The organism is Symbiopectobacterium sp. (genome assembly GCF_047692315.1).
Taxonomy (GTDB): Bacteria; Pseudomonadota; Gammaproteobacteria; order Enterobacterales; family Enterobacteriaceae; genus Symbiopectobacterium.
Window position 1 is genome coordinate 38,991 of the sequence record NZ_JBLLJS010000005.1, and the last position, 15,494, is coordinate 54,484.

Consider the following 15,494-nt stretch of genomic DNA (forward strand, 5'->3'; position numbering starts at 1 on the left):
AATGAAAACAACGCAACGGTGAAATTTTCTAAAAAAATTTTAATTGCGGCGCGGCATGATAGCGGGACGATTGCGCGGATACAACAAGGCGCAAGAGGAATAGTTTGATCATAAAGGGGATCGTCTGCATTTTTTTTCGCTCCCCCCCTTGATGAGGAAATTGCCGTCCCCATCTTATTTCCAACCGAAACGGTTTGACCTCTTGTAACGGGATATGCTGGGCAGCATGAGTTTGCCCGTGGTATCTGAGAACGCCGTGTGGATGAGGAGACCTCGTGGGGGCAGAAACTGAAAAATTCACCTGGCTGAGTTGAAAATCCCCTTTTCGCCCGCATAGTAGGTTGAACGACCACACCGAATACGACTTTTTAGTGGAGATGTTTAGATGGGTAAGATTATTGGTATCGACCTGGGTACAACCAACTCTTGTGTAGCGATTATGGACGGTACGCAGGCTAAAGTACTGGAAAACAGCGAAGGCGATCGCACAACGCCTTCTATTATTGCTTATACGCAAGATGGTGAAATTCTGGTTGGTCAGCCTGCTAAACGTCAAGCAGTCACTAACCCGAAAAATACCCTGTTTGCTATCAAGCGTCTGATTGGCCGTCGCTTTAAAGATGAAGAAGTGCAGCGTGATACCAACATCATGCCGTACAACATCGTTGCGGCAGATAACGGTGACGCCTGGTTGGAAGTGAAAGATCAGAAAATGGCACCGCCGCAGATCTCTGCTGAAGTGCTGAAAAAAATGAAGAAAACGGCGGAAGACTACCTCGGTGAAACCATCACCGAAGCGGTTATCACCGTGCCGGCGTATTTTAACGATGTGCAGCGTCAGGCGACCAAAGATGCGGGCCGTATCGCAGGTCTGGAAGTAAAACGTATCATCAACGAACCGACAGCGGCTGCGCTGGCATACGGTCTTGATAAAGAAGTTGGCAACCGTACCATTGCAGTCTATGACCTGGGCGGCGGTACGTTCGATATTTCCATCATCGAAATCGATGAAGTTGACGGCGAAAAAACCTTTGAAGTACTGGCAACCAACGGTGATACCCACCTGGGTGGCGAAGACTTCGACGGCCGTTTGATCAACTACCTAGTTGATGAATTCAAGAAAGAACAAGGCTTCGACCTGCGCAACGATCCGTTGGCTATGCAGCGTCTGAAAGAAGCGGCAGAAAAAGCCAAGATTGAGCTTTCTTCTGCGCAGCAGACTGACGTTAACCTGCCGTACATCACGGCGGATGCTACCGGGCCGAAACACCTGAATATCAAAGTGACGCGCGCCAAGTTGGAGTCGCTGGTAGAAGAACTGGTGACGCGTTCACTGGAACCGCTGAAAGTGGCATTGCAGGATGCCGGGCTGTCCGTTTCTGACGTACAGGACGTAATTCTGGTGGGTGGACAAACCCGTATGCCGCTGGTGCAGAAGAAAGTGGCTGACTTCTTTGGCAAAGAACCGCGCAAAGACGTCAACCCGGATGAAGCTGTGGCGATTGGTGCTGCGGTGCAGGGCGGCGTGTTGGCGGGTGACGTTAAAGACGTGCTGCTGCTGGACGTTACCCCGCTGTCGCTGGGTATCGAAACCATGGGTGGTGTGATGACGCCGCTGATTACCAAGAACACCACCATCCCGACCAAGCACAGCCAGGTGTTCTCTACGGCGGAAGATAACCAGTCCGCGGTAACCATCCATGTGTTGCAGGGCGAACGTAAACGCGCACATGACAACAAATCGCTGGGTCAGTTTAATCTGGATGGTATTCAGGCTGCGCCGCGTGGTATGCCGCAGATCGAAGTGACCTTCGATATCGATGCTGACGGTATCCTGCACGTTTCCGCTAAAGACAAAAATAGTGGCCGCGAGCAGAACATCACCATTAAAGCCTCTTCTGGCTTAAATGAAGATGAAATCCAAAAAATGGTACGTGATGCAGAAGCGAACGCAGAAGCAGACCGTAAATTCGAAGAGCTGGTTCAGACGCGCAATCAGGGCGATCACCTGCTGCACAGCACGCGTAAGCAACTGGAAGAGTCTGGCGATAAGCTGGCCGCTAACGATAAAACCGCGATTGAAGATGCCCTGAAAGCGCTGGAAAGTGCACTAAAAGGCGAGGACAAAGCGGATGAGGACAAAGCGGATATCGAAGCGAAGATCCAAACGCTGATCGAAGCGTCTGCCAAACTGCTGGAAGCATCGCAACAGCAGGCACAAGCTGCTGGAGCAGGCAGTGCAGATGACGCCGCGCGTAAAGAAGACGACGTTGTAGACGCTGAATTCGAAGAAGTGAAAGACAAAAAATAATCGCCCTTAGGCGGGCGCAGTAACGCTGATAAGGCGTTGTTGGCAAACCAGGCACGGGCGTCGAGGAAACTCTGCGCCCGTGCACGCATGTTGAGGGCAGGAAAAAACATGGCGAAGCAAGATTATTACGAAGCGCTAGGCGTTGCTAAAGAGGCCGATGAGCGGGAGATCAAAAAGGCCTACAAGCGCCTGGCGATGAAGTATCACCCGGACCGTAACCCCGGTGATAAAGGCGCTGAAGCAAAATTCAAAGAGATCAAAGAAGCCTATGAAATTCTGACGGATGCGCAGAAACGGGCGGCTTACGATCAGTACGGCCACGCCGCGTTTGAGCAAGGCGGTATGGGCGGCGGTGCTGCTGGCGGTTTCGGCGGCGCAGATTTTGGCGATATCTTTGGCGGCGTATTCGGCGATATTTTCGGCAGTGGACGTCGTCAGCGTGCCAGCCGCGGTGCCGATTTACGCTATAACATGGAGTTGACGCTGGAAGAAGCGGTTCGTGGCGTCGCCAAAGAGATCCGCATTCCGACGCTCGAAGAGTGCGATTCCTGTCATGGCAGCGGTGCAAAACCGGGCAGCTCACCGGTAACCTGCCCAACCTGTCACGGCAATGGTCAGGTGCAGATGCGTCAAGGGTTCTTTACCGTTCAGCAAACCTGTCCGCACTGTCATGGGCGTGGCAAGATTATTAAAGATCCTTGCAACAAATGTCATGGTCATGGCCGAGTTGAAACCAGTAAAACGCTATCGGTGAAAATCCCCGCTGGCGTGGATACGGGGGATCGTATCCGTTTGGCTGGTGAAGGTGAGGCCGGGGAGCACGGCGCACCGGCGGGCGATCTGTACGTTCAGGTGCAGGTTAAGCCACATCCGATCTTCCAACGTGAAGAGAACAATCTTTATTGCGAAGTGCCTATCAACTTTGCGATGGCGGCATTAGGTGGCGAGATTGAAGTGCCGACGCTGGATGGCCGCGTGAAACTGAAGGTGCCAGCGGAAACACAAACCGGAAAATTGTTCCGTATGCGTGGCAAAGGTGTGAAATTGGTACGCGGTGGCGCGCAAGGGGATCTGCTGTGCCGTGTCGTGGTCGAAACGCCGGTTAACCTTAACGATCGCCAGAAACAGCTATTGCAAGAACTGGAAGAGAGCTTTGGTGGGCCTTCCGGAGAGAGAAACAGCCCACGTTCCAAAAGCTTTTTCGATGGTGTGAAAAAGTTTTTCGATGATTTGACCCGTTAAGGTCAAATGCTCAGATAAAAAAACCGGTGATACATCACCGGTTTTTTTATGCTCGGAGTTTTCATCAACATGATCCTAATAGGCCAAATTTATATCCCTGCTCTTGCTAATGATTTCTTTGAACCAATATCATTGGATTTTATAGGGAAATAATTAGGGAAAAAGATAAAACTGGGAAAAATCATGTTGTTTTCGGCACTATTAGCCTGCTATGCAAATGTTCAGGCCGCCGGATTTAACTGTTCGCTCGAAAACCTGAATGAAACCGAAAAGACAATATGCAATACGCCTTCTCTGAGTGGTATCGATACCATCGCGAATAAGCGTTACGCGATCGCTTTGGATAATAGTGTTGCTAAAGGTTCTTTGATGAGGGAGTAGCGTGAATGGTTGGCACGAAGAAATGCGTGCGGCACTGATGTTGACTGCATAAAATCTGAATACCAACGGCAGATTCAACATATTGAAATGGTTCATAATTTTTCTTCTATTAAAACCTTGTTTGGCAAATGGTTGGATAAGCCGTTACAAAAAGGTATGACAACCGCATCAGGATTCGCCATTGATGAAGCGCCGTGGAAGATAAAAAGACTATTTCGTTATCGTGGTGATATGCGGCAGTATGATGAAAATAATGGTTACTGGCGTCTTTTAACGCATAGGGTTATCAATGGTGATTTAGCGATATTCTTTTCAGTGGCGAATTCGACGAATGCTAAAATCTATATGTATACCGACTCGACGCCTCACAGCAATGAATTAAAACTTGTTGCGCTCTATGATTACAAGATGACTACCGTATATACCCCGGTGGTGAACTATAATGTGACGGATGATAATATCATTAGCTATTCCATCACTTATGGTCGTAGTGAATTCCATTATGAAAAGCAATTTGAAATAGAGGTGTCGGATAAAGGGCTTTCGACAGCAAAAGAAGTTCCGGCAACGACTTTCAGAGAAGGTAGTGAAGAAAATAGTGAAGAATGGAATGGGTACTGTGGTATCTCAACCTGTACCAGTCAAGCGGGCTCACCCGACGGAAAATGGCGCATTGCGGCAACTGACAGTATTTACTATTTCCCATCAGACAGGCCTGATCTTGGCGTTGATGTTTTCCTTCCTCAATTAGATCCACAAGATGATAAATCATCTCAATGGGCTTATGATCGTCGTTATACGTAGGGAGATAAAAACACGTTCTATTTTGACAATGATGGTGGGGTTGCCTGTGTCTGGAAAACCGATATCGATAAAAAAACCACGACAAGAATATTGCCCGTTGAAGGCTTGGTGCATCCTTATTATATAAAATACAAGGGTAAGGATTACATTGTTGCCAGACACCAATCTTATCAAAGTGAACATGGAAACATAGGCAGTGATGGTTACCTTGATGGATTCTATATCGCTACGGAGTAATGAAAAGATTTTTACGGACTAATAAATAAAAGCGTAGTTTGTATTCAATGGCGCGAGATTTCGCGCCATATTTTTGTTCTGAAGCGTTTTAGTGGCTTCTTTCTTGTATTTTATTGGAGGCTTCAAATCTTTTTTTGAGCTCATCCATGACTGAATTATATTTCGGCGTTGTTTCGGGTTTAATGCTTTTCTTTTCTCGTACCACAGGTTCCGAACGTACCGTATCTATCTGGATGATTCTCGGCGGCACATACGATGCTGGCGGCATAGGCGGTGGTGGCATCCCCATTTTACCCAGTTTTACGGGCGCTGGCGGAGTGAACGTGCTCACCGTGACAGGTGCTGGCGCAGGTGTTGCAACGAGAGGCTTTTTAATGGGCGAAGGGCGACCTGCGGCTAAGCGGCTGTTCAGATCCTGTAGGCATTTACCGTGTTTGCTCGCGAAACTGTCTGAGAGTTTCCGCGCATAAATAACCTTGCGTTCACTGAGCGGCATTTGGTTGGCCGGGGCTTTAAATGACTCATTGGGTGAATGTGTGAATTTTATTGTGCTGTTTGACGCTTTTTGAAAATCATGTTTGATAACGCCAACAGATGTATTTTTTGTGAATGACGGCTGTAATGGTAGCGTAAATTTTTTCATTAATGCGCTAATGTTACTTGATATGGCTGCTCGCATATAGCCTCCTGAGAGCTAGGTTATATGATATTAATCGAGGAGGGGGCCGTACCGCTTTAATAAACCGCTGGCCCAATAGCATTAATAAGGATTCAACCCTTCAAAACGGGTAGAAATCGTTGCCAGATTATCCGTGAAGCACTTTGAAGAATGGTTCATTAAATTTTGTAGTTTAGTTTTCAACGCCGGATTGTTATCAAACTCTGGATGCGACATGTTCACAAGTATGGGTTTTAAATCTCGTGATAAAACGTCTATTTCTGCTATTAACCGATCGTGGGCATGTTTTGACAGTTGCTCTTTAATTTCCGGGTTCATCAAGGCGTCGGGATATAGCTGAGCCACCGCGTCTAACATTGGCCTGATATACGGATTAGCACCGGCCCCGGTTGGCGTGAAGGCTTTGTCGCTTCTGTCTGGTGCATTGCCGGAAAGGCCCGCTTCCTGTGCGGCAGTGCCTATAGTGTGCAGATAGGCGTTACGAATGCCGTCACAAAGTCCTTTATGGTAAGCAATTTGCGCAGCCGCTGAGAGGGTGTTTCCATTATCGCGCGCGTGGCCCTTGGTTTTTAAGAGATGATTGAGCACCGCTTGGTGGGTAACGGTTTCAAGCGCGGTGTAGGGGTAGGGCATACTGCTTGCGCGTGCTCCAGCAGAACCACGTTGATGCTGTGTGATTTCTTGTGTCACGGCGTCAAGTGCCTTTAGCGATCCCTTGGCTAGACTGGCATTGCGCCCTTCCTGATAGGCGTTGGCGACAGCGTCTTGCAGGCTGTTTCTGAACAAGCCGCGCCCCGCAATTCTGACTATCCCTTTTTGCAGTAGATTTACGACTTTGCTCATCCCAAACGCTTTCACGAACGGTTTATTTTTTATTTGCTCCAACTTGTCCAGTGCGCCTGTGACTTTCGTCTTTGTTTGCTGTGGCTGCGAGGTTTGAGCACCGGAGAGCACCTGTCGAATTTCCCGCTTCGTGTTATCGGGGAGGGTGCTGAGCAGTTCATTCTGAACAGGTTTGGCACTCTGCTCCAGGCGTTTTAAGAAATTGTCTTTATGGTTGCTATAGATAGCGGATAGGGCTGAGTCGATAGCCTGGCTGGCATATTTGGGATCTGTCATGCCTTTTTCTACAATACCAAATTTCGTGACGGCGTTATCAACAATCGCTTCTGCTTTTGTGAGTGTTTCCTTGGGGGAGGTGGCAGTTAATGCGACTGCGATATTGCTTGCAGGTAGCTTGCCGAGCATGGGCTGGGAGATGGCTGGCCGTGTCGATCGCTTTTCTGCGCCCAATCTTAGTAAATGGCATTTGTTCACCTGACGCTCCGCATCATGTGCAAGCGTTGTCATAATTTTTTGTCGGGAGAATTCGGCGCTGGAAGGTGCCGCCTCGTAAGCGTGTTGCTCTGTATTGGAAGCAAGAGATGTCGTTGCGGTGTGTTTTTTCTGGTTAAACATTGTCACCGCACGCAGATTGGGTACAGTACGTGAATGGGTTAATGCACTGCGCAAATGTGTTATTTTTTGGCGGTGTTATCATCGCATTTATTTCGGGTCTGCCCTTCGGTGTGTTGACCTGCTGTGCTGCCGAGCCCGTTCATGGTGTTGAAGGAAGCGGTTTTCGGCATCTTTATCGATGGCGCCTGTTGAGCGGTTTGCTCCTGGTTATTCAATACTATGGGGGAACTCGTTTTGGGGAGTGCGGCTACCATAAGAAACCTCATTAATGCTGGATACTGTAAACATGCCAGCATAATTTCGAAGCTATTTTCGGCTATTAAAAAAGCGCCTTACAGAACGGAACGACATAAAAAAATGACAATGGCAGGGTAACAGCAGAGGGCGTGGTGATGCGTGGGGTTAAATGCACAGAAACAAAAAAACCGGCCTGGCCTAAGCCGGTTTTTTCTTACAACAAGGAAGACAGATGTCTACGCAAGCAATTACTGCAGTGCGCTGATCTGAGCAACCAGGTTGGATTTATGACGTGCAGCTTTGTTCTTGTGGATCAGACCTTTGCTAGCCTGACGATCCACGATCGGTTGCATGTCATTAAACGCTTTTTGTGCAGCTTCTTTATCGCCAGTAGCGATCGCGGCGTATACTTTCTTGATGAAAGTACGCATCATGGAGCGACGGCTAGCGTTGTGCTTGCGGCGCTTTTCAGACTGTACAGCGCGTTTCTTAGCTGATTTGATATTAGCCAAGGTCCAACTCCCAAATATTTTCTTTCAAGGACAATTCAAAGGCCGAGGAATATGCCCGTTCTGCCTTCTTTTGTCAATGGATTTGTGCAAATAAGCGCCGTTTGTACGCCACGCTTGTTACGTTGTGATGGCGCAGGATTTTAACAGCTTCGCGCTCTGGAATACAGTGTTTCCCGACAGAAATTCACGTTTACCTGACGAAGTTTTGATAAGAAAGAAGAATTTTTGCTCACGCGGGGCAAAGCAGTGGAGGTGGTTCATGGCGCGATCGGTAGGCACTGCCGAGCAATTGCGTGACAAAAGGCGTGAATCGAGCCTTAACCTTAACCGCTGTACAAGGTATAATCCGCCGATTTCCATATCGTTAACCAAACTGTTCCTGAGTCGCCATGCAGCTAATCCGCGGTATACACAATCTTCGGGCACGCCATTATGGTTGTGTGCTCACCATCGGCAATTTCGACGGCGTACACCGTGGGCACCAAATGCTGCTTGAGCGGTTAAAGCAGGAAGGGCAGGCGCGTAATTTGCCCGTGATGGTGATGATTTTCGAGCCACAGCCGCTTGAGCTCTTCGCCGCTGAGCAGGCTCCCGCTCGGCTGACACGGCTGCGGGACAAGGTGAACTATCTGGCGCGCGCAGGTGTGGATGAGCTGCTGTGCGTCAAATTTGACACCGCCTTCGCCGCACACGATGCACGGGACTTTGTGCGTCATCTTCTGGTGGAAAAGCTCGGTGTAAAATTTCTCGTCGTGGGGGATGACTTCCGCTTCGGGGCTGGTCGTAGCGGTGATTTCCTGTTATTACAGAGGGCTGGGCAAGCCCATGGTTTTGAGGTGATTAGCACAGCAACGTTCTGTAATGGTGGTAAGCGCGTAAGCAGCACCGCAGTCCGTGACGCATTGCTGCATGACGATCTGCCGCTGGCGCAGGAGTTGTTGGGCCACCCTTACAGCATTTCCGGGCGCGTGGTGCATGGTAAAGAGCTGGGCAGAACGTTGGGGTTTCCTACCGCTAATCTGCCGATGAAACGCCAGGTGTCGCCAGTCAGTGGGGTTTATGCCGTCGAAGTGTACGGTCTCGGCCCGACACCGTTTCCCGGTGTCGCCAATATTGGCACCCGGCCAACGGTAGACGGCGATAAACGTCAGCAGTTAGAGGTGCACCTGCTGGATGTCGCCATGGATCTGTACGGGCGTCACATCGAAGTGGCGCTGTGTAAGAAAATACGAAATGAACAGCGGTTTGCGTCGCTAGAGGCATTGACGCAGAAAATCGCCGAGGATGTGTTGACGGCCCGGAGGTTTTTCGGGTTAGCAGCACCGGTGTAATATTCATACCCCAAGGTATGGCCGAAACTAAATCGAGAATCTAATGAGTGACTATAAAACTACCCTGAATTTGCCGGAAACAGGGTTCCCGATGCGTGGCGATCTGGCCAAGCGTGAACCTGACATGCTGAAACGTTGGTATGAACAGGATCTGTACGGAATTATTCGTCAGGCGAAAAAGGGCAAGAAAGCCTTCATTCTGCATGATGGTCCTCCGTATGCGAATGGCAACATTCACATTGGTCACTCAGTTAACAAGATTCTGAAAGATATTATTGTCAAATCCAAAGGGCTGTCCGGCTACGATTCGCCGTATGTGCCGGGGTGGGACTGCCACGGCCTGCCTATCGAACTGAAAGTTGAGCAATTGATTGGCAAGCCGGGCGAGAAGGTGAGCGCGGCGGAGTTTCGTCAGGCATGTCGCAAGTATGCTGCGGAACAGGTTGCCGGGCAGAAGAAAGATTTTATCCGTCTCGGCGTACTGGGCGATTGGGATCACCCGTATCTGACCATGGATTTCAACACCGAGGCGAATATCATTCGTGCCCTCGGCAAGATCATCGACAACGGGCATCTGCATAAAGGAGCTAAACCGGTGCACTGGTGCGCCGATTGTGGTTCTGCACTGGCGGAAGCTGAGGTGGAGTATTACGACAAAACCTCTCCGTCTATTGATGTGGCTTTTGCTGCCGTCGATGCTGCAACTGTTGCGGCAAAATTCGGTGTAGCTTCCGTTGCAGGCCCGATTGCGCTGGTTATCTGGACCACCACCCCGTGGACGCTGCCGGCAAACCGCGCGATTTCTCTGAATGCCGACTTCGTTTACCAACTCGTGCAAATTGAAGGCAAAGCGCTAATCCTGGCCGCCGAACTGGTGGACAGTGTAATGGCGCGCCTGGGTGTGGCAAGCTGGACCGTGCTGGGCGAGTGCAAGGGCGCGGATCTCGAATTGCTGCGTTTCAATCACCCGCTCCTGAATTTCGATGTGCCGGCGATCCTGGGCGACCATGTCACGCTGGATGCCGGTACCGGTGCGGTGCATACCGCGGGCGGTCACGGCCCGGATGACTACGTCATCAGCCAGAAATACCAGCTCGAAATCGCCAACCCGGTCGGCCCGAACGGCTGCTATCTGCCGGGCACACACCCGAGTCTGGACGGCAAGTTCGTCTTCAAAGCCAACGACATCATCGTTGACATGCTGCGTGACAGAGGTGCGCTGCTGCATGTGGAAAAACTGCAACACAGCTATCCGTGCTGCTGGCGTCACAAGTCGCCGATCATCTTCCGTGCCACGCCGCAGTGGTTCGTCAGCATGGATCAAAAAGGGTTGCGTCAGCAGTCGCTGTCTGAAATCAAAGGCGTGCAGTGGATCCCGGATTGGGGTCAGGCGCGTATCGAGGCAATGGTCGCCAACCGCCCAGACTGGTGTATCTCACGCCAGCGTACCTGGGGCGTGCCGATGGCGCTGTTTGTCCACAAAGAGACCGAAGAGCTGCGCCCGCGCACGCCGGAGCTGATCGAAGCGGTGGCTAAACGCGTTGAGCAAGACGGTATCCAGGCATGGTGGGATCTTGATCCGGCCGACGTGCTGGGGGCGGACGCTGCCAATTATGTCAAAGTGCCGGATACGCTGGACGTGTGGTTCGATTCCGGATCGACCCACGCCTCTGTGGTGGATGTGCGCCCGGAATTTGCAGGGCATTCGGCCGATATGTATCTGGAAGGTTCTGACCAGCATCGCGGCTGGTTCATGTCCTCGCTGATGATCTCTACCGCGATCAAAGGCAAAGCGCCGTACCGCCAGGTGCTGACCCACGGCTTCACCGTGGATGGTCAGGGCCGCAAGATGTCCAAATCCATCGGCAACACCATTGCGCCGCAAGACGTGATGGACAAGCTGGGCGCGGATATTCTGCGTCTGTGGATCGGTTCCACCGACTACTCCGGTGAGATCGCGGTGTCCGATGAGATCCTCAAACGCTCTGCCGATGCCTATCGTCGCATCCGTAACACCGCGCGTTTCTTGCTGGCGAATCTGAATGGGTTCGATCCGGCGCTGCACAGCGTGAAGCCGGAAGAGATGGTGGTGCTGGATCGTTGGGCTGTGGGATGTGCGCAAGCCGCACAACAAGAGATCGTTGAAGCGTACGAAAGCTACGATTTCCACCGCGTGGTGCAACGCCTGATGCAGTTCTGCTCCATCGAAATGGGCTCGTTCTACCTGGATATCATCAAGGATCGCCAGTACACCGCCAAGCATGACAGTGTGGCACGCCGTAGCTGTCAGACCGCGCTGTTCCACATTGCGGAAGCGCTGGTGCGTTGGATGGCACCGATCATGTCCTTCACCGCCGATGAAGTCTGGGGCTACCTGCCGGGCAAACGCGCGCAGTACGTGTTTACCGAAGAGTGGTATGACGCCTTGTTCGGGCTGGAGGAAGATGAAACCCTGAACGATGCATTCTGGGCCGACATCTTGGAAGTGCGTGCCGAAGTGAACAAGGTGATTGAGCAGGCGCGTAACGACAAGCGTATTGGTGGCTCGCTGGAAGCGGCGGTAACGCTCTATGCCGATGCAGAACTGACTGAGAAGCTGGGCCGTCTGCAACAGGAGCTGCATTTTGCGCTGCTGACCTCCAAGGCTCGGGTTGAACGCTATGAAGATGCTCCGGCGGATGCGCAGGCGAGTGAACTCTCTGGCCTGAAAATTGCCTTAAGCAAGGCGGATGGGCACAAGTGCCCGCGTTGCTGGCACTACGAGTCCGATATCGGTGTGGATGCTGCGCACCCAGAGGTATGCGGACGCTGTGCCACAAATGTGGGCGGTAATGGCGAAGAGCGTAAATTTGTCTGATGAATAAATCGATCTGTTCCAGTGGGTTGCGCTGGCTGTGGCTGGTGCTGGTAGTGTTGGCGGTAGATCTTGCCGTCAAACATTGGGTGCTAGCGAATTGTGAGCTGGGTGAAACCTGGGCGCTGTTTCCCTCGTTGAACCTGCACTATGCCCGCAACTATGGCGCGGCGTTTAGCTTTCTGGCGGATAAAGGCGGCTGGCAGCGGTGGTTTTTTGCTGGCGTAGCCATCATGATCGTGGTGGCACTGTTGGTAATGATGTACCGCAACCGTGCCGATCAGAAGCTGAGCAATATTGCCTATGCGCTGATTATCGGTGGTGCGTTGGGGAACCTGTTCGACAGGACGTGGCACGGCTTTGTGGTCGATTATATTGACTTCTATGTCGGCGACTGGCACTTCGCTACGTTCAATCTGGCGGACACGGCCATCTGCATCGGGGCGGGTCTGGTGGTGCTGGAAGGCTTTCTGGCACCTCACGACGCCTCGGCGAAGCCGAAGGGGCAAGCATGACGCAAAGCGTACAGAATACCAGCGCCGTATTGCTGCATTTTGTGCTGACGCTGGAAGATGGCAGCGTCGTGGAATCGACCCGCGAACGGGGTAAACCCGCGCTGTTTCGCCTGGGGGATGAGAGCTTATCTCCGGCACTGGAACAGCAACTCCTCGGCTTGCGCCGGGGCGATAAGCACCGTTTCACGCTGCCGCCGGAATCGGCCTTCGGGCCGTCCAACCCGGATTTGATCCAGTTCTTTCTGCGCCGCGATTTTGCCCAGACCGGCGTGCCGGAAGTGGGCACCATCATGTTGTTCAGCGGCGTGGCGGGTAATGATATGCCTGGTGTAATCCGTGAAGTGGCGGAAGAATCGATCACGGTTGATTTCAATCACCCGCTTGCTGGTCATAGTGTAAGCTTTGAGATTGAGGTGATAGATATCGATCCTGTCGCGCAGGAGGTTGAGCGTGCAAATCTTACTGGCTAATCCGCGTGGCTTCTGCGCGGGAGTCGATCGGGCGATCAGCATTGTCGAGCGCGCGTTGGAAATTTACGGCACGCCGATTTATGTGCGCCACGAAGTGGTGCATAACCGCTATGTGGTGGATGGCTTGCGTGAACGCGGTGCGATCTTCATTGAAGAGATCGGCGAAGTTCCCGATGGGGCGATCCTGATTTTCTCTGCGCACGGTGTGTCTCAGGCGGTGCGGGCGGAGGCGAAGAATCGCGATCTGACCGTCTTTGATGCTACCTGCCCGCTGGTGACCAAGGTACACATGGAGGTGGCGCGCGCCAGCCGTAAAGGGGTAGAAGCTATCCTGATCGGTCATGCGGGCCACCTGGAAGTGGAGGGCACCATGGGGCAGTACAGCAACGATGACGGTGGCATGTATCTGGTGGAGTCTCCAGAAGATGTGTGGAATTTGCAGGTGAAAGATGAGGGTAACCTCTGCTTTATGACGCAAACCACGCTGTCGGTCGATGATACCTCCGCTGTGATCGACGCGCTGCGTGAACGCTTTCCACAGATTATCGGCCCGCGCAAAGACGATATCTGCTATGCCACCACCAATCGTCAGGAAGCCGTGCGCTACCTGGCTGAACGCGCAAACGTGGTGCTGGTCGTGGGGTCGAAAAACTCCTCCAACTCCAATCGGTTGGCAGAACTGGCCCAGCGAGCAGGCATACCCGCTTACCTCATCGACTCCGCGAATGATATTCAGGAGCGCTGGCTTGCAGAGGCCACATGCGTTGGCGTAACCGCGGGGGCTTCTGCACCGGACATTCTGGTTCAGCAGGTGATTGAACGCCTTAAGTCATTTGGCGGAAAAGTCGCGCTGGAACTGGAAGGGCGTGAAGAGAATATTGTCTTTGAGGTGCCGAAAGAGCTGCGCGTGGAAGTGAAGCAAATTGACTGACACTGAGTGAGGCATTCTAAAAAAATAGCAGGGTGTTATCCCTGCTATTTTTTACCTTAATTCCCGCCTTTTTCTGATGCATAAAAACTGCATGATTATGCGTAATGACCTATTAGGCATATACGAGTGGATTTATCTGTCAGCGTGTGGCGATCGCCTCCTGACTAATAGCTTTTACTGATTATTCCCCCTTTTTGTCAGAAATTTCTAATCCTGCGTGAAATCCGCTGGCAGCCATGGCGTTGGCCCGCTAACCTGAGAACGTTTTTACGGCGCAAGTGAAAAAAGAGAGATAACGATGAAGGATGCAATACGTGTAGCGATTGCCGGTGCCGGTGGTCGAATGGGGCGTCAACTGATCCAGGCTGTTTCGCAGATGGAGGGCACAGCGCTCGGTGCGGCGTTGGAGCGCGAGGGCTCATCGCTGGTTGGGGTTGATGCCGGAGAGCTGGCAGGGCTGGGAACGCTGGGCGTTACCGTGCAGGATTCGCTGGATGCGGTGCGTGATGATTTTGACATCTTCATCGATTTTACGCGTCCTGAAGGCACATTAACCCATCTGGCATTCTGCCGTCAGCATGGCAAAGGCATGATTATCGGAACCACAGGCTTTGATGATGCCGGCAAAGCGGCCATCAGTGCTGCTGCCCAGGAAATTGGGATTGTGTTTGCCGCCAACTTTAGCGTGGGTGTCAACGTGATGCTGAAATTGCTGGAGAAAGCAGCCATGGTGATGGGCGACTACACGGATATCGAGATTCTCGAAGCGCACCACCGTCATAAAGTGGATGCACCGTCAGGTACGGCGTTGGCGATGGGAGAAGCCATTGCGGGATCGTTAGGGCGCGATCTGAAAACTTGTGCAGTCTATGCACGTGAAGGCCACACTGGTGAACGCGTGCCAAACAGTATCGGTTTTGCCAGCTTGCGTGCCGGGGATATCGTCGGTGAGCACACCGCGATGTTTGCGGATGTTGGCGAGCGCATTGAGATTAGCCATAAGGCTTCCAGCCGTATGACCTTTGCTAATGGTGCTGTTCGCGCTGCAATTTGGTTGAAAGATAAAAAAGAAGGTCTTTTTGATATGAGGGATGTTCTTTATTTGAATGATATTTGAGTTTATATGATACTTAATTTATTGAATGGGATGGCTTATTTTAAATAATTTTTTAATTTTACATCCTTTTTTTATTTTTGATGATAACCGTCAAAAATATTTTATTTTATTCGTTTTTAATGCCGTTAGTGGCGTTTTTTTAACCTTCCATTGCCTTGTCTGATATATACTGGTCGAATATTTCCCCCTGGCTAAAAATGTAGCCGGGCAACTGTTTACTTTGCCTTTTTTATGGCTGTGACAAGTCAGTTACGTTGTAAGCCATAAAAAATGAAGAAAAATGTCGGTTGGAGTGGACAAGTTGAACGACCCTCATTAAAATGCGCGCAATTTGCCAAAAGTTTACCAAAAGGTCATTTTTGCATTGATTTGGAGTGGCTAATCTGAATTAATATGCAGATAATGTGATTGTTTA

The 15,494-nt window shown here is 51.2% G+C and carries 13 protein-coding genes; 9 read left to right on the top strand and 4 right to left on the bottom strand.

Annotated features, from left to right (window positions below; translation table 11 throughout):
* Window positions 1-385 precede the first annotated feature (385 nt).
* The 3 genes from dnaK (at window position 386) to ACMZI0_RS01770 (ending at window position 4,738) form a co-directional block, all read left to right on the top strand.
* Window positions 386-2,311: a molecular chaperone DnaK gene (gene dnaK, locus ACMZI0_RS01760; protein WP_415671719.1), complete on the top strand. Its 1,926-nt coding sequence runs from the start codon at window positions 386-388 to the stop codon at window positions 2,309-2,311.
* Window positions 2,312-2,419: 108 nt separating this feature from the next.
* Window positions 2,420-3,553 carry a molecular chaperone DnaJ gene (gene dnaJ / locus ACMZI0_RS01765; RefSeq protein WP_415671720.1) on the top strand — a complete coding sequence of 378 codons (1,134 nt, stop codon included), beginning with the start codon at window positions 2,420-2,422 and terminating at the stop codon, window positions 3,551-3,553.
* Window positions 3,554-3,943: 390 nt separating this feature from the next.
* The gene (locus tag ACMZI0_RS01770; RefSeq protein WP_415671721.1) at window positions 3,944-4,738 is read left to right on the top strand and encodes a hypothetical protein; all 795 of its coding nucleotides are present in this window, start codon (window positions 3,944-3,946) and stop codon (window positions 4,736-4,738) included.
* Window positions 4,739-5,063: 325 nt separating this feature from the next.
* Here ACMZI0_RS01770 and ACMZI0_RS01775 read toward each other — a convergent pair whose 3' ends face one another.
* The 4 genes from ACMZI0_RS01775 to rpsT all read right to left on the bottom strand — a co-directional run bounded on the left by ACMZI0_RS01775 (window position 5,064) and on the right by rpsT (window position 7,861).
* Complete coding sequence (locus ACMZI0_RS01775; protein WP_415671722.1) at window positions 5,064-5,654, bottom strand: hypothetical protein; 591 nt, start codon at window positions 5,652-5,654, stop codon at window positions 5,064-5,066.
* Window positions 5,655-5,735: 81 nt separating this feature from the next.
* Window positions 5,736-7,112: a hypothetical protein gene (locus tag ACMZI0_RS01780; RefSeq protein WP_415671723.1), complete on the bottom strand. Its 1,377-nt coding sequence runs from the start codon at window positions 7,110-7,112 to the stop codon at window positions 5,736-5,738.
* A 59-nt stretch (window positions 7,113-7,171) separates the two neighbouring features.
* Complete coding sequence (locus ACMZI0_RS01785; protein ID WP_415671724.1) at window positions 7,172-7,366, bottom strand: hypothetical protein; 195 nt, start codon at window positions 7,364-7,366, stop codon at window positions 7,172-7,174.
* Between the two features lie 231 nt (window positions 7,367-7,597).
* Window positions 7,598-7,861, bottom strand: coding sequence for a 30S ribosomal protein S20 (gene rpsT, locus ACMZI0_RS01790; protein WP_415671725.1), 264 nt, complete (start codon window positions 7,859-7,861; stop codon window positions 7,598-7,600).
* Window positions 7,862-8,250: 389 nt separating this feature from the next.
* Here rpsT and ribF point away from each other — a divergent pair, with 389 nt between their 5' ends.
* The 6 genes from ribF (at window position 8,251) to dapB (ending at window position 15,079) form a co-directional block, all read left to right on the top strand.
* Window positions 8,251-9,192: a bifunctional riboflavin kinase/FAD synthetase gene (ribF, locus tag ACMZI0_RS01795; protein WP_415671726.1), complete on the top strand. Its 942-nt coding sequence runs from the start codon at window positions 8,251-8,253 to the stop codon at window positions 9,190-9,192.
* A gap of 43 nt (window positions 9,193-9,235) precedes the next feature.
* On the top strand, window positions 9,236-12,049 hold the full coding sequence (ileS, locus tag ACMZI0_RS01800) for an isoleucine--tRNA ligase (protein ID WP_415671727.1): 2,814 nt from the start codon (window positions 9,236-9,238) through the stop codon (window positions 12,047-12,049).
* A complete protein-coding gene (lspA, locus tag ACMZI0_RS01805) occupies window positions 12,049-12,561 on the top strand; it encodes a signal peptidase II (RefSeq protein WP_415671728.1) in 513 nt (170 codons plus the stop codon). The genes ileS and lspA overlap by 1 nt, the downstream gene beginning before the upstream one ends.
* Entirely contained in the window at window positions 12,558-13,031 is a 474-nt protein-coding gene (fkpB, locus tag ACMZI0_RS01810) for an FKBP-type peptidyl-prolyl cis-trans isomerase (RefSeq protein WP_415671729.1), read from the top strand. Before lspA ends, fkpB begins: the two co-directional genes overlap by 4 nt.
* Window positions 13,012-13,962 (top strand): 4-hydroxy-3-methylbut-2-enyl diphosphate reductase, encoded by a 951-nt coding sequence (gene ispH / locus ACMZI0_RS01815; RefSeq protein ID WP_415671730.1) that lies wholly within the window; start codon window positions 13,012-13,014, stop codon window positions 13,960-13,962. Before fkpB ends, ispH begins: the two co-directional genes overlap by 20 nt.
* A 298-nt stretch (window positions 13,963-14,260) precedes the next feature.
* Window positions 14,261-15,079 (top strand): 4-hydroxy-tetrahydrodipicolinate reductase, encoded by an 819-nt coding sequence (dapB, locus tag ACMZI0_RS01820; RefSeq protein WP_415671731.1) that lies wholly within the window; start codon window positions 14,261-14,263, stop codon window positions 15,077-15,079.
* The last annotated feature ends 415 nt before the right edge of the window (window positions 15,080-15,494 follow it).

What these genes read in the sequence shown, in the direction of transcription:
- dnaJ (WP_415671720.1), top strand. Translation starts at nt 2,420, where the DNA reads ATGGCGAAGCAAGATTATTACGAAGCGCTAGGCGTTGCTAAAGAGGCC.
- lspA (WP_415671728.1), top strand. Translation starts at nt 12,049, where the DNA reads ATGAATAAATCGATCTGTTCCAGTGGGTTGCGCTGGCTGTGGCTGGTG.
- dnaK (WP_415671719.1), top strand. Translation starts at nt 386, where the DNA reads ATGGGTAAGATTATTGGTATCGACCTGGGTACAACCAACTCTTGTGTA.
- fkpB (WP_415671729.1), top strand. Translation starts at nt 12,558, where the DNA reads ATGACGCAAAGCGTACAGAATACCAGCGCCGTATTGCTGCATTTTGTG.
- ribF (WP_415671726.1), top strand. Translation starts at nt 8,251, where the DNA reads ATGCAGCTAATCCGCGGTATACACAATCTTCGGGCACGCCATTATGGT.
- ACMZI0_RS01775 (WP_415671722.1), bottom strand. Translation starts at nt 5,654, where the DNA reads ATGCGAGCAGCCATATCAAGTAACATTAGCGCATTAATGAAAAAATTT.
- ileS (WP_415671727.1), top strand. Translation starts at nt 9,236, where the DNA reads ATGAGTGACTATAAAACTACCCTGAATTTGCCGGAAACAGGGTTCCCG.
- ACMZI0_RS01780 (WP_415671723.1), bottom strand. Translation starts at nt 7,112, where the DNA reads ATGTTTAACCAGAAAAAACACACCGCAACGACATCTCTTGCTTCCAAT.
- dapB (WP_415671731.1), top strand. Translation starts at nt 14,261, where the DNA reads ATGAAGGATGCAATACGTGTAGCGATTGCCGGTGCCGGTGGTCGAATG.
- ACMZI0_RS01785 (WP_415671724.1), bottom strand. Translation starts at nt 7,366, where the DNA reads ATGGTAGCCGCACTCCCCAAAACGAGTTCCCCCATAGTATTGAATAAC.